This is a genomic window from Streptomyces sp. DT190 (assembly GCF_049846985.1).
GTDB lineage: Bacteria > Actinomycetota > Actinomycetes > Streptomycetales > Streptomycetaceae > Streptomyces.
The window spans coordinates 68,721-89,438 of sequence record NZ_JBNCNM010000003.1 but is presented as its reverse complement, the minus strand read 5'-3'; the positions used below and the strand labels follow the sequence as shown (position 1 = coordinate 89,438).

General features: G+C 70.4%; 14 protein-coding genes. 8 read left to right on the top strand and 6 right to left on the bottom strand.

What is annotated here, in order from left to right; translation table 11 throughout:
- Positions 1 to 6 precede the first annotated feature (6 nt).
- Both ACPXCS_RS07265 and ACPXCS_RS07260 read right to left on the bottom strand, forming a co-directional pair.
- Positions 7 to 885: a phosphatase PAP2 family protein gene (locus ACPXCS_RS07265; protein ID WP_425945312.1), complete on the bottom strand. Its 879-nt coding sequence runs from the start codon at positions 883 to 885 to the stop codon at positions 7 to 9.
- Positions 886 to 978: 93 nt separating this feature from the next.
- Entirely contained in the window at positions 979 to 2,013 is a 1,035-nt protein-coding gene (locus ACPXCS_RS07260) for a LacI family DNA-binding transcriptional regulator (protein ID WP_425945313.1), read from the bottom strand.
- A 388-nt stretch (positions 2,014 to 2,401) separates the two neighbouring features.
- On the opposite strand from ACPXCS_RS07260, the gene ACPXCS_RS07255 reads away from it, so the two are divergent.
- The 7 genes from ACPXCS_RS07255 (at position 2,402) to ACPXCS_RS07225 (ending at position 15,071) form a co-directional block, all read left to right on the top strand.
- On the top strand, positions 2,402 to 3,670 hold the full coding sequence (locus tag ACPXCS_RS07255) for an extracellular solute-binding protein (RefSeq protein WP_425945314.1): 1,269 nt from the start codon (positions 2,402 to 2,404) through the stop codon (positions 3,668 to 3,670).
- A 117-nt stretch (positions 3,671 to 3,787) separates the two neighbouring features.
- Positions 3,788 to 4,792 (top strand): carbohydrate ABC transporter permease, encoded by a 1,005-nt coding sequence (locus ACPXCS_RS07250; protein WP_425945315.1) that lies wholly within the window; start codon positions 3,788 to 3,790, stop codon positions 4,790 to 4,792.
- A gap of 13 nt (positions 4,793 to 4,805) precedes the next feature.
- The gene (locus ACPXCS_RS07245; RefSeq protein ID WP_425945316.1) at positions 4,806 to 5,717 is read left to right on the top strand and encodes a sugar ABC transporter permease; all 912 of its coding nucleotides are present in this window, start codon (positions 4,806 to 4,808) and stop codon (positions 5,715 to 5,717) included.
- 139 nt (positions 5,718 to 5,856) lie between these two features.
- On the top strand, positions 5,857 to 7,548 hold the full coding sequence (locus ACPXCS_RS07240; protein WP_425945317.1) for a glycoside hydrolase family 13 protein: 1,692 nt from the start codon (positions 5,857 to 5,859) through the stop codon (positions 7,546 to 7,548).
- Between the two features lie 120 nt (positions 7,549 to 7,668).
- Complete coding sequence (locus ACPXCS_RS07235; RefSeq protein ID WP_425945318.1) at positions 7,669 to 9,042, top strand: alpha-amylase; 1,374 nt, start codon at positions 7,669 to 7,671, stop codon at positions 9,040 to 9,042.
- 186 nt (positions 9,043 to 9,228) lie between these two features.
- Positions 9,229 to 14,631: a pullulanase-type alpha-1,6-glucosidase gene (gene pulA, locus ACPXCS_RS07230; RefSeq protein ID WP_425945319.1), complete on the top strand. Its 5,403-nt coding sequence runs from the start codon at positions 9,229 to 9,231 to the stop codon at positions 14,629 to 14,631.
- 83 nt (positions 14,632 to 14,714) lie between these two features.
- Positions 14,715 to 15,071, top strand: a complete 357-nt coding sequence (locus tag ACPXCS_RS07225; RefSeq protein WP_425945320.1) for a 5-carboxymethyl-2-hydroxymuconate Delta-isomerase — start codon at positions 14,715 to 14,717, stop codon at positions 15,069 to 15,071.
- A gap of 6 nt (positions 15,072 to 15,077) precedes the next feature.
- Here ACPXCS_RS07225 and ACPXCS_RS07220 read toward each other — a convergent pair whose 3' ends face one another.
- The 3 genes from ACPXCS_RS07220 to ACPXCS_RS07210 all read right to left on the bottom strand — a co-directional run bounded on the left by ACPXCS_RS07220 (position 15,078) and on the right by ACPXCS_RS07210 (position 18,371).
- A complete protein-coding gene (locus ACPXCS_RS07220) occupies positions 15,078 to 15,767 on the bottom strand; it encodes a TetR/AcrR family transcriptional regulator (RefSeq protein WP_425945321.1) in 690 nt (229 codons plus the stop codon).
- Between the two features lie 93 nt (positions 15,768 to 15,860).
- Positions 15,861 to 17,783 (bottom strand): hypothetical protein, encoded by a 1,923-nt coding sequence (locus ACPXCS_RS07215; protein WP_425945322.1) that lies wholly within the window; start codon positions 17,781 to 17,783, stop codon positions 15,861 to 15,863.
- A gap of 60 nt (positions 17,784 to 17,843) precedes the next feature.
- Positions 17,844 to 18,371 carry a tetratricopeptide repeat protein gene (locus ACPXCS_RS07210; protein ID WP_425945323.1) on the bottom strand — a complete coding sequence of 176 codons (528 nt, stop codon included), beginning with the start codon at positions 18,369 to 18,371 and terminating at the stop codon, positions 17,844 to 17,846.
- A gap of 147 nt (positions 18,372 to 18,518) precedes the next feature.
- On the opposite strand from ACPXCS_RS07210, the gene ACPXCS_RS07205 reads away from it, so the two are divergent.
- Positions 18,519 to 18,950 (top strand): hypothetical protein, encoded by a 432-nt coding sequence (locus tag ACPXCS_RS07205; protein ID WP_425945324.1) that lies wholly within the window; start codon positions 18,519 to 18,521, stop codon positions 18,948 to 18,950.
- A gap of 80 nt (positions 18,951 to 19,030) precedes the next feature.
- Here the strand turns inward: ACPXCS_RS07205 and ACPXCS_RS07200 are convergent, their stop codons facing one another.
- Entirely contained in the window at positions 19,031 to 20,566 is a 1,536-nt protein-coding gene (locus ACPXCS_RS07200) for a DUF1996 domain-containing protein (RefSeq protein ID WP_425945325.1), read from the bottom strand.
- Positions 20,567 to 20,718: the final 152 nt, after the last annotated feature.

Below are 20,718 nucleotides of genomic sequence, written 5' to 3'. Positions count from 1 at the left end.
GGGCCGTCAGGACCTGGTCCGCTCCGCCGGCGTGCCCCTGCCGGAGGTCTCCGCCGGTTCGCGCGCCGGCACCACCTTCGGCAGCGTGTACGGCAGCCGGCCGTACCACAGCCGGGCCGTTCCGAACCCGAAGGCCAGGCACAGCACGCCGCCGACCGCGTCGAGCCAGAAGTGGTTGGCCGTGGCGACGATCACCACCAGGGTCAGCGCCGGGTACAGCAGGCCCAGCACCCGCACCCACGGGATCGTCGCCAGCGCGAAGATCGTCAACCCGCACCACACGGACCAGCCGATGTGCATCGACGGCATCGCCGCGTACTGGTTGGACATGTTCTTCAGGTCGCCGGACGCCATGGAGCCCCAGGTCTGGTGGACCATGACGGTATCGACGAAGTCGCCGCCGTTCATCAGCCGCGGCGGCGCGAGCGGATACAGGTAGTAACCGACCAGGGCGACGGCGGTGGTCGCGAAGAGCACCAGGCGGGTCGCCGCGTACCGGCCGGGGTGGCGACGGTACAGCCACACCAGCACACCCAGCGTGACCACGAAGTGCAGCGTCGCGTAGTAGTAGTTCATCCCGATGATGAGCCAAGTCACCGAGTTGGCGGCGTGGTTGACCGTCTCCTCGACGGCGATGCCCAGCCGCTGCTCGGCCTGCCAGATCCAGTCGGCGTTGCGCAGGGCCTCGGCCCGCTGCTCGGGCACGGCGTTGCGGACGAGCGAGTACGTCCAGTAACTCACCGCGATCAGCAGGATCTCGAACCAGAAGCGGGGTCGGCGCGGGCTGCGCAGCCGGTGCAGGGCACCCGGCTCCCGATCGGCCGCAACGGGGGGCGGGAGGGCCGCTTCCAGGCCCTCCGGCTGCGTCACGGTCACATCACCCATAGGCACAAAGTCTGCCAGAAAAGGACTTCCCCACCGATCATCCCGCGGCTCGGCCCGGGCCGCATGTCCTACGGCGACATCAAGCCGCGAACCTCACGAGCGCATCCGGTCCCCGGGCGCCGACGCGGTCGAACCGCGTACCACCAGTTCCGGCATGAACACGAACTCGCTGTGCGGGGCGGGCGTCCCGCCGATCTCCTCCAGCAGCGTGCGCACCGCCGCCTGCCCCATGGCCGGGACCGGCTTGCGGATGGTCGTCAGGGGCGGGTCGGTGAAGGCGATCAGCGGGGAGTCGTCGAACCCGACCACGGAGATGTCCTTCGGCACGTCAAGACCGCGCTGCCGGGCCGCCCGGATCGCGCCCAGGGCCATCATGTCGCTGGCGCACACCACGGCCGTGCAGTCCCGTTCCATCAGGGCGACGGCGGCGGCCTGTCCGCCCTCCAGCGTGTACAGCGAGTGCTGCACCAGCTCCGACTCGACGGCCTCGGCGCCCAGGCCCAACTGCTCCTGCATGGCCCGCACGAACCCCTCGATCTTGCGCTGCACGGGCACGAACCGCTTGGGCCCCAGCGCCAGTCCGATCCGCGTGTGCCCCAGGGACGCCAGGTGCGTCACGGCCAGGCTCATCGCCGCGCGGTCGTCGGGGGAGATGAACGGCGCCTGCACCTTCGGCGAGAAACCGTCGACCAGGACGTACGGCACGCCCTGCGCGCGCAGCCGGTCGTAGCGCTGCATGTCGGCGGTGGTGTCCGCGTGCAGCCCGGAGACGTAGATGATGCCGGCGACACCGCGGTCGACCAGCATCTCGGTCAGCTCGTCCTCGGTCGAGCCGCCCGGGGTCTGCGTGGCCAGCACCGGCGTGTAGCCCTGCCGCGTCAGCGCCTGGCCGATGACCTGGGCCAGGGCCGGGAAGATCGGGTTCTCCAGCTCCGGGGTGATCAGGCCGACCAGGCCCTCGCTGCGCTGCCGCAGCCGCACCGGGCGTTCGTAGCCCAGCACGTCGAGAGCGGCCAGCACGGACTGGCGGGTCGTGGCGGCGACGCCCGGCTTGCCGTTGAGGACGCGGCTGACGGTCGCTTCGCTCACCCCCGCCTGCAAAGCGATGTCCGCAAGCCGTGTGGTCACAGCACTGGACTGTAGCGGCCGGACTTCGGCTTGCACACCGACGGGACGCCGGGTGCGGGCCGGCGCGCGTCCCGTCGCGGGTTGCTTGGTCATCGCGGTCCCTCGAAGTCGTGTCGGCGTCCGCTCCGCAACGGATGATTCCCCCGGCGGTAACGGATGGCAAGTGCTTGCAGAGTCTTGCACAACTGTCCGACTCCCCGTCGAACAGCGGTAAATCAAGGGATCAAGGCGATCGAGGAGAGGTCACGGCGGGATAACCATCCGCACCTCTTGCAACTTTTTGCTGCAAGGTCTTTCGCAACACGTTGCGGCGAGGTTAATGTCACCGTCGCCCGGCGGCCAACGGCGCAGTCGGCAGCACAACGGGCTTCACCCTCAAGGAGAACTCATGCGGCGTGGCATAGCGGCCACCGCGCTGGTGGCGTCCCTCGCCCTGGCAGCGACGGCGTGCGGCGGAAGCGACAGCGGCGACAATGCCGACGGTCCCGTGACCATCACCTGGTGGGACACCTCCAACGCCACCAACGAGGCGCCTACCTACAAGGCCCTCGTCAAGGAGTTCGAGGCCGCGAACAAGGACGTCAAGGTCAAGTACGTCAACGTCCCCTTCGACCAGGCGCAGAACAAGTTCGACACCGCCGCCGGTTCCAAGGGTGCCCCCGACGTGCTGCGCTCCGAGGTCGGCTGGACCCCGGCCTTCGCCAAGAAGGGCTTCTTCCTGCCGCTGGACGGCACCGACGCCCTCGCCGAGCAGGACAAGTTCCAGTCGAACCTGATCAAGCAGGCCCAGTACGAGGGCAAGACCTACGGCGTCCCGTTCACCACGGACACCCTGGCCCTGGTCTACAACAAGGCCCTGTTCGAGAAGGCCGGCGTCGAGGCGCCCAAGACCTGGGACGACCTGAAGAAGGCCGCCGCCACCATCAAGGACAAGACCGGCGTCGACGGCTACTGGGGCTCGACCCAGTCCTACTACGCCCACTCCTTCCTCTACGGCGAGGGCGCCGACACCGTCGACGTCGGCGCCAAGAAGATCACGGTCACCTCGCCCGCGGCCGAGAAGGCCTACGGCACCTGGCTGAGCCTGTTCAAGGGCAAGGGTCTGCACAAGGCCGACACCACCGCCGACGCCTACGCCCACATCCAGGAGGCGTTCGTCAGCGGCAAGGTCGCCTCGATCATCCAGGGCCCGTGGGAGATCACGAACTTCTACAAGGGCTCGGCGTTCAAGGACAAGGCCAACCTGGGCATCGCCACCGTCCCGGCCGGCTCCAGCGGCAAGGCGGGCGCCCCGACCGGCGGCCACAACCTCTCGGTGTACGCGGGCTCGGACAAGGCCCACCAGGAGGCCTCGCTGAAGTTCGTGAAGTTCATGACCTCGGCCAAGGCCCAGGAGACCATCGCGCTGAAGAACAACACGCTGCCGACGCGCGGCGACGCCTACACCGCCGAGGTCAAGGCCGACCCGGGCATCGCCGGCTACCAGGGCGTCCTCGCCGCCGCCCAGCCGCGGCCGGAGCTGCCCGAGTACAGCTCGCTGTGGACGCCGCTGGACGACGAGCTGCTCGCGATCGCGGGTGGCAAGAAGTCCCTGGACGAGGGGCTCAAGAGCGCCGAGACCTCCATCGCCAAGCTGCTCCCGGACTACAGCAAGTAGGCCCCGTGGCCGCCGGATCCTCCAGCACAGAGGGGGAAGGATCCGGCGGCCGTCGGCCTGTGTGCCGTATCCCCTGATCTCCAGCTGATCTCCAGTTCGCGAAGAAGGTTGTCGAACATGACAGTCGCCATCGACCGAGCGACCGGCAAGCGGAGCGGTGACCGCGGTCCCCGGTCCGGGCTGGGCCGGCGTCTCAAGCACAGCTACCAGAAGCACTGGTACGCCTACGCGATGATCGCGCCCGTGGCCGTCGTGCTCGGCGTCCTCGTGCTGTACCCCCTGGCCTACGGCTTCTACCTGACGCTCACCGACGCGACCAGCCTGAACACGGCCCGGACGATCGGCGTCAACGAGATCGAGGCCACCTACAAGTTCATCGGCTTCGACAACTACGCCGACATCCTGTGGGGCGAGACCGCCTACGACCGCTTCTGGTCCCACTTCATCTGGACGATCGTGTGGACGGCCCTGTGCGTCGCCCTGCACTACTCCATCGGCCTGGGCCTGGCGCTGCTGCTCAACCAGAAGCTGCGCGGGCGCACCTTCTACCGGCTGATGCTCATCCTGCCGTGGGCCGTGCCGACCTTCGTCACCGTCTTCGGCTGGCGCTTCATGCTCGCCGACTCCGGCATCATCAACTCCGGCCTGGAGATGCTGCACCTGCCGACCCCGGCGTGGCTGGAGGACACCTTCTGGCAGCGTTTCGCCGCGATCATGGTCAACACCTGGTGCGGCGTGCCGTTCATGATGGTCTCCCTGCTCGGCGGCCTGCAGTCCATCGACTCCTCCCTCTACGAGGCCGCCGAGATGGACGGCGCCAGCCGCTGGCAGCAGTTCCGCTACGTCACCCTGCCGGGCCTCAGGTCGGTCAGCTCCACCGTGGTGCTGCTCGGCGTCATCTGGACGTTCAACCAGTTCGCCATCATCTTCCTGCTGTTCGGCAACACCGCCCCGGACGCGCAGATCCTCGTCACCTGGGCCTACCAGCTCGGCTTCGGACAGCAGCCGCGCGACTTCGCGCAGTCGGCCGCCTACGGCATCCTGCTGCTCGGCATCCTGATCGTCTTCACCTCCTTCTACCGCCGCTGGCTGAACCGCGATGAGCAGCAGCTCGCGATCTGAGGCAGGAGTCCCCATGAGCACCACGACCGTCCAGCAGTCCGCGGGCGGGACCCCGGTCCCCGCCGTCGCCCCCGCGCCCGCCCCCGTGCGCCGGCGTGGCCGGCGCGGCGCGGCCGGGAACCTCCTCTCCCACGGCCTGCTGATCATCGCGAGCCTGATCGCGCTCTTCCCGATCGCCTGGCTGATCTTCCTGTCCCTCGGCCCGGACAAGGACGACTACCTGCACCCGGGCGGCATCTGGTCGAAGATGACCCTGGACAACTACAGCTTCGTGCTGCAGGAGACCGCCTTCTTCCACTGGCTGCAGAGCACGCTGATCGTGTCCCTGGGAACCACGGTCATCGGAGTGGTCATCGCCGCCACGACCGGGTACGCCGTGTCCCGCATGCGCTTCCCGGGCTACAAGAAGTTCATGTGGGTCCTGCTGTGCACGCAGATGTTCCCCATCGCCGTGCTGATCGTGCCGATGTACCAGATCCTGTCGAGCCTGCAGCTCGTCGACACCTACTTCGGGCTGGTCCTGGTCTACTGCTCCACCGCGGTGCCCTACTGCGCCTGGCTGCTGAAGGGCTACTTCGACACCATCCCGTTCGAGATCGACGAGGCCGGCCGCGTCGACGGACTGACGCCCTTCGGGACGTTCTTCCGGCTGATCCTGCCGCTCGCCCGGCCCGGTCTGGCGGTGGCCGCCTTCTACAGCTTCATCACCGCCTTCGGTGAGGTCGCCTTCGCCACCGTGTTCATGCTGGACGACGAGAAGTACACCTTCGCCGTCGGCCTGCAGAGCTTCATCAGCGAGCACGACGCCCAGCGCAACCTGATGGCCGCGACCGCGGTGCTCATCGCGATACCCGTCTCCGCGTTCTTCTACCTCGTGCAGAAGAACCTGGTGACCGGGCTCACCGCCGGCGGCACCAAGGGCTGATCCGGCGCCCCCGGGCCGTCGCCGAACGGCCTCCACCAGCCCGAGGCGGCCGCGGCGCCCATCCGACCCCGCTGTGCCGCGGCCGCCTCGTACCCCCTCACGTCCCATGACCACACCCCAGTTACGCATCAAGGACGACATGAGCCAGCACTCAGCTGCACCTGCCCCCACCCCCGCCTCCGCCGTGGCCGTCGCCAAGCGCCGCGACTGGTGGCGGGACGCGGTGATCTACCAGGTGTACCCGCGCAGCTTCGCCGACAGCAACGGTGACGGCATGGGCGACCTGGAGGGTGTCCGCACCCGTCTGCCGTATCTGCGCGACCTCGGCGTGGACGCCGTGTGGCTCAGCCCTTTCTACGCCTCGCCGCAGGCCGACGCCGGCTACGACGTCGCCGACTACCGGGCCGTCGACCCGATGTTCGGCAACCTCCTGGACGCCGACGCGCTGATCCGCGACGCCCACCGGCTGGGTCTGCGCATCATCGTCGACCTCGTGCCCAACCACTCCTCGGACCAGCACGAGTGGTTCAAGCGGGCCGTCGCCGAGGGCCCGGGCTCGCCGCTGCGGGACCGCTACCACTTCCGCCCCGGCAAGGGTGACAGCGGCGAACTGCCGCCCAACGACTGGGAGTCGATCTTCGGCGGCCCGGCCTGGACCCGGGTCACCGAGCCCGACGGCACGCCCGGCGAGTGGTACCTGCACCTCTTCGCCCCGGAGCAGCCCGACTTCAACTGGAACCACCCGGCCGTCGGCGACGAGTTCCGCTCGATCCTGCGGTTCTGGCTCGACATGGGCGTCGACGGCTTCCGGATCGACGTCGCCCACGGCCTGGTGAAGGCGGACGGTCTGCCCGACCTGGGATCCCACGACCAGGTGAAGCTGCTGGGCAACGATGTCATGCCGTTCTTCGACCAGGACGGGGTGCACGAGATCTACCGCCAGTGGCGGCTGATCCTCGACGAGTACGCGGGTGAACGCATCTTCGTCGCCGAGGCGTGGACGCCGACCATCGAGCGCACCGCGCACTACGTCCGCCCGGACGAGCTGCACCAGGCCTTCAACTTCCAGTACCTGAGCACCCACTGGGACGCGGCCGAGATGCGCGAGGTCATCGACCGCACCCTGGAGGCCATGCGCCCGGTCGGCGCCCCGGCCACCTGGGTGCTGTCCAACCACGACGTCACCCGGCACGCCACCCGGTTCGCCAACCCGCCCGGCCTCGGCACCCAGATCCGGCTGGCCGGTGACCGGGAGCTCGGCCTGCGCCGGGCCCGGGCCGCGAGCCTGCTGATGCTGGCACTGCCCGGCTCGGCCTACGTCTACCAGGGCGAGGAGCTCGGCCTGCCCGACGTCGTCGACCTGCCCGACGAGGTGCGCCAGGACCCGGCGTACTTCCGGGGCGCGGGCCAGGACGGCTTCCGCGACGGCTGCCGGGTGCCGATCCCGTGGACCAGGACCGGGTCGTCGTACGGCTTCGGCGACGGGGGCAGCTGGCTGCCGCAGCCGGAGGGGTGGGGCGAGTTGAGCGTCGAGGCGCAGACCGGCGTGCCCGGCTCGACGCTGGAGCTGTACCGGGCCGCGCTCGCCGCGCGCCGCGCGCAGCCCGACCTCGGCGCCGGCACGTCCGTGGAGTGGCTGCGCGCGCCCGAGGGCGTCCTCGCCTTCCGGCGCGGGGAGTTCGTCTGCGTCGCCAACACCACCTCGGAGTCGGTGGCGCTGCCGGCGTACGGCCGGGTGCTCGTCGCGAGCAGTGAGATCGTGCAGGTCGACGACGAGGCGAAGGTGCCCGCCGACACCACGGTGTGGTGGAGCACCGCGACCACGGCCTGATTTTTTCTTTGAATTTCGTACGGCCCGCTGCCCTTTCGGGTGGCGGGCCTTTAACATCTGCGTCACCGCAAGGTTTCTGAACCTTGCAGCAAGAACCTTCAACGAAGAAGGAAACCCCACATGGCACGCAGACACCTCTCCGCCGCCGTCGCGCTCGCCGCGGCTGCGGTTGTCATGAACCCGACGAGCGCACAGGCCTCCCCGCCGGGCACCAAGGACGTCACCGCCGTCCTCTTCGAGTGGAAGTTCGCCTCCGTCGCCCGCGAGTGCACCACCACCCTCGGCCCCGCCGGATACGGCTACGTGCAGGTCTCCCCACCTGCCGAGCACATACAGGGCGCGCAGTGGTGGACCTCGTACCAGCCGGTGAGCTACCGGATCGCCGGCCGGCTCGGGGACCGCGCGGCCTTCCAGAACATGGTGAACACCTGCCACGCGGCCGGGGTGAAGGTCGTCGTCGACACCGTCATCAACCACATGTCGGCCGGCAGCGGCACCGGCACCGGCGGCTCGTCGTACACGAAGTACAACTACCCGGGCCTGTACTCCTCGTACGACTTCGACAACTGCACCGCGCAGATCAGCAACTACCAGGACCGCGGGAACGTCCAGAACTGCGAACTGGTCGGCCTCGCCGACCTCGACACCGGCGAGGACTACGTCCGCAGGACCATCGCCGGGTACCTGAACGACCTGCTCTCCCTCGGCGTCGACGGCTTCCGCATCGACGCGGCCAAGCACATGCCGGCCGGGGACCTCGCCAACATCAAGTCCCGGCTGAGCAACCCGTCGGTGTACTGGAAGCAGGAGGCCATCTTCGGCGCCGGCGAGGCCGTCCAGCCCGCCGAGTACACCGGCAACGGCGACGTCCAGGAGTTCCGCTACGCCTTCGACCTCAAGCGGGTCTTCATCAACGAGAACCTCGCCTACCTGAAGAACTACGGCGAGGGCTGGGGCTACATGAACAGCGGTGTCTCCGGGGTCTTCGTCGACAACCACGACACCGAGCGCAACGGCTCCACGCTCAGCTACAAGGACGGCGCCACCTACACCCTGGCCAACGTCTTCATGCTGGCCTGGCCCTACGGCGCCCCGGACATCAACTCCGGCTACGAGTTCACCGACCACGACGCCGGCCCGCCGAACGGCGGCCAGGTGAACGCCTGCTGGCAGGACGGCTGGAAGTGCCAGCACAACTGGCCGGAGATCAAGTCCATGGTCGCCTTCCGCAACGCCACGCGCGGCCAGGCGGTCACCAACTGGTGGGACAACGGCGGCGACGCCATCGCCTTCGGCCGGGGCAGCAAGGGCTTCGTGGCCATCAACCACGAGTCCGGCTCCCTGACCCGGACCTACCAGACCTCGCTGCCGGCGGGGACGTACTGCAACGTGCAGAACAACACGCCGGTGACGGTGAACGCCAGTGGCCAGTTCACCGCCACGCTCGGCTCGAACACCGCCCTGGCGATCTACGCGGGCAAGTCCGGCTGCTAGCCGCGACTCCCGTGCGCGCGGCCCCGAACGCCACCCCGCGTGGCGGCCGGGGCCGCCGTGCCGGGCCGACTCCGGTCGTTGAAAGTTCTTTCCAATGGTTTCACAACTCTTGCTGTAAAGGTTTCGGCGGCGATACGGTCGCGCGGGGTCGGACCCGAGAGAGCCGCAATCGCTAGGAGCCCATCTGTGATACCGAGATGGCCGGTGCCGTCCAGGCGCCGAACCGCCCGTGCCGGACGGGTCGCGGCGGTCACCGCCGCCGCCCTGGCCGCCACACTCGTCCAGCCGCTCGCCGCCGGGGCCGCCACCCCGCCGGCACCGCCGTCCGATGCCGCGCTGGCCGCCCAGCCGGCCCGCCACGACGCCACCCGTGAGCAGTTCTACTTCGTCCTGCCGGACCGTTTCGCCAACGGCGACCCGCGCAACGACAAGGGCGGCCTGACCGGTTCGCGCCTGTCGACCGGCTACGACCCCACCGACAAGGGCTTCTACCAGGGCGGCGACCTCAAGGGCCTGACCGAGCGGCTCGACTACATCAAGGGCCTGGGCACCACCGCCCTGTGGATGGCCCCGATCTTCAAGAACCGGCCCGTGCAGGGCACCGGCGCGAACGCCTCCGCTGGCTACCACGGCTACTGGATCACCGACTTCACCCAGGTCGACCCGCACTTCGGCACCAACGAGGACCTCGAGACCCTCATCGACAAGGCCCACGACAAGGGCATGAAGGTCTTCTTCGACGTCATCACCAACCACACCGCCGACGTCGTCGACTACGAGGAGAAGTCCTACGACTACCTCTCCAAGGGCGCCTTCCCGTACCTGACGAAGGACGGCAGGCCCTTCGACGACGCCGACTACGCCGACGGGCGGCGGGACTTCCCCGCCGTCGACCGCGACTCCTTCCCGCGCACCCCGGCCGTCGCCGCCGCCGAGAAGAACGTCAAGGTCCCGTCGTGGCTGAACGACCCGACGATGTACCACAACCGCGGCGACTCCACCTTCGCCGGCGAGAGCTCCACCCACGGCGACTTCTCCGGGCTCGACGACCTGTGGACCGAGCGGCCCGAGGTCGTCAGCGGCATGGAGAGGATCTACCAGCGCTGGGTGCGGGACTTCGACATCGACGGCTTCCGGATCGACACCGTGAAGCACGTCGACATGGAGTTCTGGACGCAGTGGGCCACCGCCCTCGACGCGTACGCCGCGAAGCGGGGCCGGGACGACTTCTTCATGTTCGGCGAGGTCTACTCGGCCGACACGGACGTCACCGCCCCCTACGTCACCCAAGGACGGCTCGACGCCACCCTCGACTTCCCCTTCCAGGAAGCGGCCCGCCGGTACGCCTCGCAGGGCGGCAGCGCCCAGCAGCTCGCGGGGGTCTTCGGCGACGACTACAAGTACACGACCGGCACGGCGAACGCCTACGAGCAGGTCACCTTCCTCGGCAACCACGACATGGGCCGGATCGGCCACTTCCTGAAGCAGGACGACCCGAAGGCCTCCGACGCCGAACTGCTGAAAAAGGACCGGCTCGCCAACGAGCTGATGTTCCTCAGCCGCGGCAACCCCGTCGTCTACTACGGCGACGAGCAGGGCTTCGCCGGCGCGGGCGGCGACAAGGACGCCCGGCAGACCATGTTCGCCTCGCGCACCGCCGACTACCTCGACGACGACCGCATCGGCACCGACGCCACGCACGCCGAGGACGCCTACGACACCAAGGCGCCCCTCTACCGGCAGATCAGCGCGCTCGCCAAGCTCCGCAAGGCCCACCCGGCCCTCACGGACGGCGTCCAGCAGCAGCGGTACGCGGCCGACGGGCCGGGCGTCTACGCCTTCTCCCGCACGTACGCGAAAACCGGCACCGAGTACGTCGTCGCCTTCAACAACGCCGCCGAGCCGAAGAGCGCGACCTTCGCGACCGGATCGGCCGGCATGACCTTCCGCGGCCTGTACGGCACCGACGTCTCCGCCAGGAGCGACGGTGACAAGAAGCTCACCGTGACGGTCCCGGCCGGTTCGGCGATCGTCCTCAAGGCCGCGGGCCGGCTCGCCAAGCCCGCCACCGTGCCGTCCCTCACCCTCAAGGCCCCAGCGGCCGGCGCCACCGGCACCGTCGAGATCTCCGCGGACGTCGACGGCGGGCAGCTGAACCGGGTCGTCTTCGCCGCCCAGACCGGCCACGGCACGTGGCGGGTCCTCGGCTCCGCCGACCACGCCCCGTACAAGGTCACCCACACCATCGGCAAGGACGTGGCCCCGGGCACCGCCCTGCGCTACAAGGCCGTCGTCGTCGACTCGGCCGGCCGCACCGCGAGTTCCCTGGCCGCCTCCACCACCGGCACCCCGCCCGTCCAGGAGCCGCCCACCGCGTCCTCCCGCGACTACGCGATCGTCCACTACAAGCGCGCGGACGGCGACTACGCCGACTGGGGCCTGTACGCCTGGGGCGACCTCGCCGAGGGAGAGGCCACCGAGTGGCCCAAGAGCCACCCCTTCACCGGCCGGGACGCCTACGGCGCCTTCGCCTGGGTCAAGCTCAAGCCCGGCGCCTCGAACGTCGGCTTCCTCGTCATCGACAAGGACGGCACCAAGGACGTCTCCACCGACCGCACGATCGACGTCACCAGGACCGGCGAGATCTGGATCGAGCAGGGCAAGGAGACCGTCACCACCGAGCGGCCCGCCTACCCGGCGCCCGACAGGAGCAAGGCGGTCCTGCACTACCACCGGGCCGACGGGAACTACGACGGCTGGGGCCTGCACGTGTGGACCGGCGCCGCGGACCCCACCGACTGGTCGAACCCCTTGAAGCCGGTCGAGACTGATGCCTATGGCGCAGTCTTCGAGGTACCGCTCACCGACGGGGCCACCAGCCTCAGCTACATCCTCCACAAGGGCGACGAGAAGGACCTGCCCGGCGACCAGTCGCTCGACCTCAAGGCGAACGGCCACGAGGTGTGGCTGGTGAGCGGCCAGGAGAAGTACCTGCTCCCGCAGCCCGCGGGCAGCGCCGCCGCCCTCGACCCGACCACCTCCAAGGCGGTCTGGATCGACCGGAACACCCTCGCCTGGAACGGCTCCGAGGCCGCCGCCTCCACGCAGCTGCAGTACTCCCGCGACGGCTCGATCAAGGTCGAGGACGGCGCGCTGACCGGCGACGCGAAGTGGCTGCGCCTGTCCAAGGGTGAGCTGACCGACGCCCAGAAGGCGAAGTTCCCGCACCTGAAGGAGTACGACGCCTGGACCGTCGACCCCCGTGACCGCGACCGGGTCCGCGAGGCCCTGCGCGGCCAGGTCGTCGCCACCCAGCACGCCTCCAACGGGGCCGTCCTCGCGGCGACCGGCGTCCAGCTCGCCGGGGTCCTCGACGACCTCTACGACGCGACCGGTGCCGACCTGGGGCCGACGTTCTCCGGGAGCCGCCCCACGCTGGCCGTGTGGGCGCCCACCGCGCAGTCCGTGTCCCTGGAGATCGGCGGCACGACCGCCGCGATGCGGCGTGACTCCGCCACCGGCGTCTGGTCCGTCACCGGCCCGGCGTCCTGGAAGAACAAGCCCTACCGCTACGTCGTGAAGGTCTGGGCCCCGAGCGCCGGCAAGGTCGTCACCAACAAGGTCACCGACCCCTACGCCCTCGCCCTGACCACCGACTCCGAGCGGAGCCTCGTCGTCGACCTGGACGACAAGGCCCTCAAGCCGGCCGGGTGGTCCACCTACACCAAGCCCAGGGCCGTACCGCTGCGGGACGCCCAGATCCAGGAACTGCACATCCGGGACTTCTCCGTCGAGGACCGCACGGCGAAGCACCCGGGCACCTACCTCGCCTTCACCGACACGGCGAGCGACGGCAGCAGGCACCTGCGCGAGCTGGCCGAGGCCGGCACCTCCTACGTGCACCTGCTGCCCGCCTTCGACATCGCCACCATCCCCGAGAGGAAGGCGGACCAGGCGCGCACCGACTGCGATCTGGCCTCCCACCCGGCCGACTCCGACAAGCAGCAGGAGTGCGTCGGGAAGATCGCCGCGAAGGACGCCTACAACTGGGGCTACGACCCGTACCACTACACGGTCCCCGAGGGCTCCTACGCCACCGACCCCGACGGCACCGCCCGCACGGTCGAGTTCCGCAGGATGGTCAAGGCCCTCAACGACGACGGCCTGCGCGTCGTCATGGACGTCGTCTACAACCACACCGCGGCCGCCGGCCAGGAGCGGACGAGCGTCCTCGACCGGATCGTGCCCGGCTACTACCAGCGCCTGCTCGCCGACGGCTCGGTCGCCAACAGCACCTGCTGCGCCAACACCGCCACCGAGAACGCCATGATGGGCAAGCTCGTCGTCGACTCGATCGTCACCTGGGCCAAGCAGTACAAGGTCGACGGCTTCCGCTTCGACCTCATGGGCCACCACCCGAAGGCCAACATCCTGGCCGTGCGCAAGGCCCTGGACGAGCTGACCCTCGCGAAGGACGGCGTCGACGGCAAGAAGATCATCCTCTACGGCGAGGGCTGGAACTTCGGCGAGGTCGCCGACGACGCCCGGTTCGTGCAGGCCACGCAGAAGAACATGGCCGGCACCGGCATCGCCACCTTCTCCGACCGGGCCCGCGACGCCGTGCGCGGCGGCGGCCCCTTCGACGAGGACCCCGGCGTCCAGGGCTTCGCGTCCGGGCTGTACACGGAGCCCAACTCCTCGAAGGCCAACGGCACCCCGGCCGAGCAGAAGGCCCGGCTGCTGCACTACCAGGACCTGATCAAGGTCGGGCTCAGCGGCAACCTCGCCCGGTACACCTTCACCGACACCGGCGGCAAGCAGGTCAGGGGCTCCGAGGTCGACTACAACGGCGCCCCGGCCGGTTACGCCGACGCCCCCGGCGACGCCCTCGCCTACGCCGACGCGCACGACAACGAGTCCCTGTTCGACGCGCTCGCCTTCAAGCTGCCCGCTTCGGTGAACGCCTCCGACCGGGCCCGGATGCAGGTCCTGGCCATGGCGACGGCCACCCTCTCGCAGGGCCCGGCCCTCTCCCAGGCGGGCAGCGACCTGCTGCGCTCCAAGTCCCTGGACCGCAACTCCTACGACAGCGGCGACTGGTTCAACGCCGTCCACTGGGACTGCCGCGACGGCAACGGCTTCGGCCGCGGACTGCCCATGGCGGCCGACAACGCGGACAAGTGGCCGTACGCCAAACCCTTGCTGAGCACGGTCCGGGTGGGCTGCGAGCAGATCGAGGGGGCCTCGGCGGCCTACCGCGACCTGCTGCGGATCCGCGCCGCCGAACGGGACTTCTCCCTCGGCACGGCCGAGCAGGTGCAGTCCCGGCTCTCCTTCCCGCTGTCCGGCACGGACGAGACGCCCGGCGTGATCACCATGCGGCTCGGTGACCTCGTCGTCGTCTTCAACGCCACCCCGGAGCGGCAGGAGCAGCGCGTGGCCGCCCTGGCCGGGACCGGCTACCGGCTGCACCCGGTGCAGGCGGCGGGGGCCGACGCCACCGTGAAGTCCTCCGCCTACGCGGAGAAGTCCGGCACGTTCACCGTTCCGGCGCGCACGGTCGCGGTCTTCTCCCGGACCGCGGGATAACGCACGGGGCGGGGCGGACCGCGACCGGCGGTCCGCCCCGTCTGCGGCTAGGGTGAGCGCACCGACCTGGAACAGGAGTGCTGATGCCGCAGATCACCGTCGACTATTCCGCCGACCTCGCGGAGGGCTTCGACCGGCCCGGTTTCGCCAGGGCGCTGCACGAGGCGACGGTCGAGATCGCGGCGGCCAAGCCGCCGGCCTGCAAGACCCGGTTCCGCCGGACCGAGGACATCGTGGTCGGCCCCGACACCACCGGACACGCCCATGTGCACGTCCACATCGCGCTGCTCGCCGGCCGCACCGACGAGACCAAGGCCCGGCTCACCCAGGCCGCGCTGGAGTTGCTGCGCAGCCACCTGAAGCCCGCCGCGGGCGTCGCGCTGCACGCGTCCGCCGAGGTCCGCGACCTGGACCCGTCGTACGCCAAGTCCGAGAGCTGAGCGCCCTCAGGTCGCCAGCGCCAGCAGCCGGCCGGCCAGGTCCGCGAACGGGCCGTCGGCCGGCTCGTCCTTCATGATGCGGCGCAGCAGCGCCGCCATCTCCTCGTCGTGGGCGGCGCTGACGGCGGCGAGCGCGGCGAAGTCGTTGACGAGCTGCGGCTCCAGCTCCTCGCGCGGGATGCGCCGGCCGTCCAGCCAGATCAGCGCCGTCGACTCGGCGAGCGAGATCCAGGACCGCACGACCAGTTCCAGCCGCGCGGGCGGATCGGTCACGCCCAGGTGCGAAAGGATCTGGACATACGCGGCCTGCCGTACGGAGTCGATGAGCGCGTTCGTCGTCGAGGACCCGACCGCCGGGCCGCCGCGCATCAGGGCGGAGAAACCGGGCCCGTGCTCGTCCACGAAGTCGAAGTAGCGGCGCATCACGCGCAGCAGCCGGGCCCCCAGCGGACCCTCGTGCGGCTCCACGAACCGGGCCGCCAGATCGTCCGAGGCCCGCTGCAACGCGGCCTCGTACAGGCTGAGTTTGCCGGGGAAGTAGTGGTAGACCAGCGGCCGTGAGATGCCCGCGGCCGACGCTATCTCATCGATCGAGACCTCGTCGGGCGAGCGGCGGCTGAACAGTTCGAGGGCGACGCCGATCAACTGCTGCCGTCGCTCCTCGACTCCCATCCTGCGGCGTACCCCGGTAGTCATACGAACACCTTACCGATCGATTCCGGCCGTCAACGGTCCGGTTCGATCGCCGAGACGCGCCCGGGACTCCCGGGCCGTCACGGAGTCAGCCGGTCAGCGCAGCCCGCCGACCGGGCGCCCGTCCTTCAGCGTGCCCTTCAACTCGGCCTGCGCGCCCTGCTCGGCCGGGACGGTGAGCAGACTGCCCCGCGCCGAACCCTCGACCCCGCCCGTCGCCCGGATCGAGGCGGTCGCCCGGTTGCCCGCGGCCAGCAGGTACCAGCCACCCGCCTTCGACTTCCACAGCACCCCGGCCAGCACCTGCGGATCCCGCGCTCCGCACGCCGGGACGTTCTCGGCCTGCGCCGCCACCGCCCCCTGGGCCCCGCCGGGCGTGTGGAACTGCGCCAGCACCCGCGCCCCGCCGCCCCGCCAGGTCTCCGCCCGTGTGCACACCCACGCCGCCGAACCGCTGGCGTCGGGCAGCGGCTGCGCGTTGAACGACCAGGCGTTGACGGTCCGCACTCCCGCCGAGCGGACCGTGCCCAGCGAGCACGCGAAGGGCTGCCAGGTGCGCAGCGCCGCGGCACCGGACACCTCGCCGGGGGAGCCCGGGCGGCCGGCGGTGAGCCGCGCCGGGACCAGTTCGCCGAGGTCGGTCAGCAGCCGGCTGCGGCCGCCGTCGGTCAGCTGCAGCACGTTCCAGGAGGTGCAGGGGCCGCCGCGCAGGGCCGGGCTGGCCAGCGGCGCCGTCACCCCGTCGGTGAGCGCCAGGTCCATCGCGCCCGCGCCCGGCTTCAGCAGATCCCGCTCGGCCGCCTTCTCGACCCAGGGGGCCGTCAGATAGCGGACGTTGCCGTCGGCCCGGCCCAGGACCACCGCGCCCGCCTCGCCCCGGGAAGCCCCGTCGACGCGGGCGAAGTCGAGGGCGGCGCCCTGCGTGCCGTCCCTGGGCTCGGCGTACCGGGCGATGCGCAGACCGTCGTACAGGATCACCACGCGTGCGGCGTCGACCGTCCCCGCGTACAGCAGCTGGGGCGGACCGGCCGGGCCGCCGGACGGGGTGCCGGGCGTCGCCGAGACCTGGACCGTCCCACCGGGGCGGGCCCAGACCGCGAGCGCGCGGCGCAGCAGGGCCTCGTCGCCGGTGAGGTCGCCCCGGGCGGGCCACACGGAGAAGTCGGTGCGCGCCGAGATGCGCCAGGCGTCGGGGGAGACCCGGGTCAGCTTCGCCGGGTCGAGGGCGGCCTGGGCGGCCGGGTTCCGCGCGTACGGCGGGGCGGCGGCACCGTCGGGGCCCCAGCCCTCGCCGGGCAGCCCGAGCAGCGCCCCGCACACCAGCAGGGCCGCCCCGGCCGCCAGCGCAGCCTTCAGGTGCTGGCGGCGCCGCATCAGGTCGGTGGGCCGGGCCTGCAGCGAGCAGGGGTCGAACTCGGGCGAGTCGAGCAGGCCGAACTGCTCGGGGACGCCGCCGGCCTCCAGCAGCGCACCGTCCGGGTCGGCGACGCCCGCGGCCGCGAGCACCTTGCGCGCACCGTCCTCGCCCAGCCGCTCCAGGCCGCGCAGCGCGTACGCGGCCCGGGCCGGGCCCGACAGCGTGGACAGCCGCTGGTCCAGGGCGAGTTCGTCGGCGCCGCCGGAGCGCGGGAAGAGCTTCAGGCCCCACACCTGCGGCAGCAGGGGCGGCAGCTGGGACCGCTTGGGCCAGGCCCTGAGCCGCAGCGGCAGCCCCGCCTCCAGGGCCGTGCGCAGCACCTGGAGCCGGACCAGGGCGTAGCCCGGGTCGCCGTCCCGGCCGGTGGACTGGGCCGGGATCACCGGCGCCGGGGTGCGGTTGCGGGGCAGCGCGCGCTGGGTGAGGGCGTGTGCGGTCAGAACGCGCCTGCTGCGGCCCAGGCCGGGCGGCAGCACCAGGTAGGCCAGCCGGACCAGTCGTGGATAGTGCTCGACGAGGGCGGCCTCGGCCTGCTCGACGTCGACGACCGGGCCGGCGGGGGAGGAGGGTGCGGGGCGCTGGGCGACATCCTGTGACTGCACGTTCAGCAGAACGAGCGAATCGGTGGATGGTCACCTGACCGCGCCACGGGCGCGGCAGGTTCAGGCCACCGGCCGCTCGGCGGGCTCGACGAGCAGCCGGGCGTAGTTCGCCATCGACCGCTGGTAGCGCGGCAGGTGCGGGGCGAGGGCGCCCAGCGCCAGCGACAGGGCCTCGCGGTCCCGGCCGAGGCTGGACAGGCACAGGGCGAGGCAGGCGCGCACGGCGTCGTCCAGCTCGTCCGACGGCGCGTCCAGCTCGGGCGTCAGCAGCGCCACGGCCTCCTCCGCACGGCCGGTGTTCCGCAGCGAGCTGGCCAGCTGGATCGCGGTCCGCCGGGCCTTGTAGGGACTGACCTCCGCCAGACCCCGGTCCAGCGCCTGCCGGTACAGCGGGACCGCCCGGTCCGAGTGGCCGGTCGAGTCCCAGGCGCAGGCCTGCTCGAACGGGCCCAGCGGGCCGCCCTCGGGCAGCTCGGCCACGAGGGCGTCGACATCGGCGCGGAAGCGGGCCTCGTCCTCCTCCGTCTCGGCGTAGTCGTCGAAACGGGCCCACAGGGCGGCCACACGGTCTTCCCAGTCCTGGTTCACCGGCCCACCCTCGCACGGGCGTGCCCACCGGGGCAGCTGGATTTTGAGCAGTCCGGGCCCCGCGGCCGTATCGAAGGCGAGAGCCTCGTGCCAGGGCTCCGTGCGGCATGCGTCCGGACCGTGCCGTGACAAGGACCGGAGGAACAGATGAGGGTGACCCGACCGATGCTCGCGCTGAGCGGCGCGGTGGCGATACTGGCGCTGGCCGGCTGCGGATCCGGCGGCGAGCACGAGGCGGCCGTGCCGGAGGCGGTGACCGGCAGCCTGGAGCACATCGCGGCCGAGGCCGAGTGCAAGCCGAACATGCAGACCGACGCCGACACCATCCGTCAGGCCATCTGCAAGAAGGGCGAGGACAAGTACGTCCTCGCCACCTTCGCCACCGACCGCGGCCAGCGGGAATGGCTCAACAGCGCCAAGGACTACGGCGGTTATTACCTCGTCGGCCGCAAATGGGTCGCCGTCGGCCAGGAGAAGACCGTCATGGCGCTCCAGAGCACCCTCGGCGGGACCATGGAGGAGGGCTCCGAGCACATGAACCCCGGCGGCAGCCACAACAAGGGCGGCCACCACGGCTGACCGGGCGCAATCCGGGGAATGCCGGGCAAGCGAAAGCCGGCGGTGGGAATTCCCACCGCCGGCTTCTCACCCGGTCCGGACTACTGGCAGTCCTCGCCGTTGTTGATGCACTGGACCATCTCGTTCATCACGTTCTCGTCGAAGAAGTTGATGAAGTCGTTGTGGTCCGTGATCGGCTTGTGCAGCTGCTCCGGGAAGGAGTCCACCGCGAAGGCGTTCTGCACCTGTCCGTTGTTGATCTGCGGCGCCTGGACGTCGTAGACCAGGCGGACCTGGAGCTGGGGGATGGCCTGGAAGCCGTTCGAGCAGGTGCCGTCCGCCTCCACGAAGTCCACGTGGGTGCGGTGGTTGGCGCTGTCGATGTTCTGGCCGTCCCAGCAGCTCTGGAAGTTGGACGTGCGCACCACGGAGCTGCCCTGCGGGCAGATCGGGTACTTGTCCGTCACCTGGCGGTCCTCGAAGCCGGTGCAGCTCCAGGAGGTGTTGGCGTTGTTCAGGCCGTTGGTGAAGGACTTGGCGTCACCGGTGATGATGCGCAGGGCCTTCGGCATGGCCACGACGTCGCTGGTGCGGTTGCCGACGAACTTCAGCTGCGCCTCGGCCGGCTCGACGATCTTGCCGACGTTGCCGTCCTGGCCACCGCCGGGCTGACCCTGGTCGATGTCCTGCGAGCCGTCCTGGATGCGCAGGACCGGCCAGAAGTACGAGGACTTGTCGCCCTGGTTCTGGCAGGTGGTCTGGGCGTTCGCCAGGTCCTCGTCGCTCGCGAAGGCGTTGTTGCTCTGGTTGCCGACGTAGTCGTGCTGGTGCTGCGCGCCGTTGGACACGCCGGGCGCCACGATGACGTTGTCGGAGTTGCGGTTCTCGTTCTCGTTGGTGCCGCAGTTCGTGGTGAACGAGCCGGTGGAGCCGCCGTCGCCGTTCGCGGCGAGGCCGTTGGGCAGGTTGCGGGAGTTGGGCTGGACGTCCTCGATGTTGATGAAGTCCGCCGCCGCGGGACCGTTGCCGGCCTGACCGCCGTTGCCGCCCTGACCGTTGTCCTGGCCGCCGTTGCCGCCCTGGCCGCCGTTGTTCTGGCCCTGGTCCTGGCCGTCGTTGTTCTGGCCGCCGTCGTTCTGGCCGCCTCCGGCGTTGCCGTCGTTGGTGTTCGGGTTCGCGGCCATGCCCTTGCACCCGGCGAACCGGCCGAGGTCGGGTGCCTTGCCGCCCACCCGCCGGATGTTGATGCCGATCCGGTCGAGGGCCGCGGTCCGCTTCGACTTCAGCGGGCCGAGGATGGCGTTGTTGACGAAGCCGGGGTCACCGGCCTGGGCCCGGCGCGTGGAGGCGAGCCGCGCGTACGCCTCGCTGATCTGCTTGTCGAGGTTCGCCAGTTCCCGGTCCACCCCCCGCCGGGCACGCTTGGGCACCTTGGTCAGTTTCTGACCGACGTCCGGGCACTGAATCGTGGCGATCTGCGTGCCCGCGGCCTTCGTCCGGTTCGCCGAGTTCTCCTCGTGCGCCGAGGCGTAGAAGTTTGCCCAGATCAGCCCGCCCCCACCGAGCGCTAGGGCCGCCGATGCGGCTATGGCCTTGGTGGCCAGCGGCGTACGGCGTTTTCTTGTGTTGCGTCCCATGGAACTCCTCTGACTTCCTTTTTCGGGGGCATCGAGGCGCCCGACAGGAGTGAAGCGGCGCCCTTCCATACGGAGGCCGCCCCGCAGGTGTTCAGGGGTCACGGAAATCGATGCGAGATTCGTGCGGACTCTGTGTGCTCAACAGCCCATGC

Coding starts and splice junctions, on each gene's coding strand:
- ACPXCS_RS07265 (WP_425945312.1), bottom strand. CDS start 885: ATGGGTGATGTGACCGTGACGCAGCCGGAGGGCCTGGAAGCGGCCCTC.
- ACPXCS_RS07255 (WP_425945314.1), top strand. CDS start 2,402: ATGCGGCGTGGCATAGCGGCCACCGCGCTGGTGGCGTCCCTCGCCCTG.
- ACPXCS_RS07250 (WP_425945315.1), top strand. CDS start 3,788: ATGACAGTCGCCATCGACCGAGCGACCGGCAAGCGGAGCGGTGACCGC.
- ACPXCS_RS07245 (WP_425945316.1), top strand. CDS start 4,806: ATGAGCACCACGACCGTCCAGCAGTCCGCGGGCGGGACCCCGGTCCCC.
- ACPXCS_RS07240 (WP_425945317.1), top strand. CDS start 5,857: ATGAGCCAGCACTCAGCTGCACCTGCCCCCACCCCCGCCTCCGCCGTG.
- ACPXCS_RS07235 (WP_425945318.1), top strand. CDS start 7,669: ATGGCACGCAGACACCTCTCCGCCGCCGTCGCGCTCGCCGCGGCTGCG.
- ACPXCS_RS07225 (WP_425945320.1), top strand. CDS start 14,715: ATGCCGCAGATCACCGTCGACTATTCCGCCGACCTCGCGGAGGGCTTC.
- ACPXCS_RS07220 (WP_425945321.1), bottom strand. CDS start 15,767: ATGACTACCGGGGTACGCCGCAGGATGGGAGTCGAGGAGCGACGGCAG.
- ACPXCS_RS07205 (WP_425945324.1), top strand. CDS start 18,519: ATGAGGGTGACCCGACCGATGCTCGCGCTGAGCGGCGCGGTGGCGATA.
- ACPXCS_RS07200 (WP_425945325.1), bottom strand. CDS start 20,566: ATGGGACGCAACACAAGAAAACGCCGTACGCCGCTGGCCACCAAGGCC.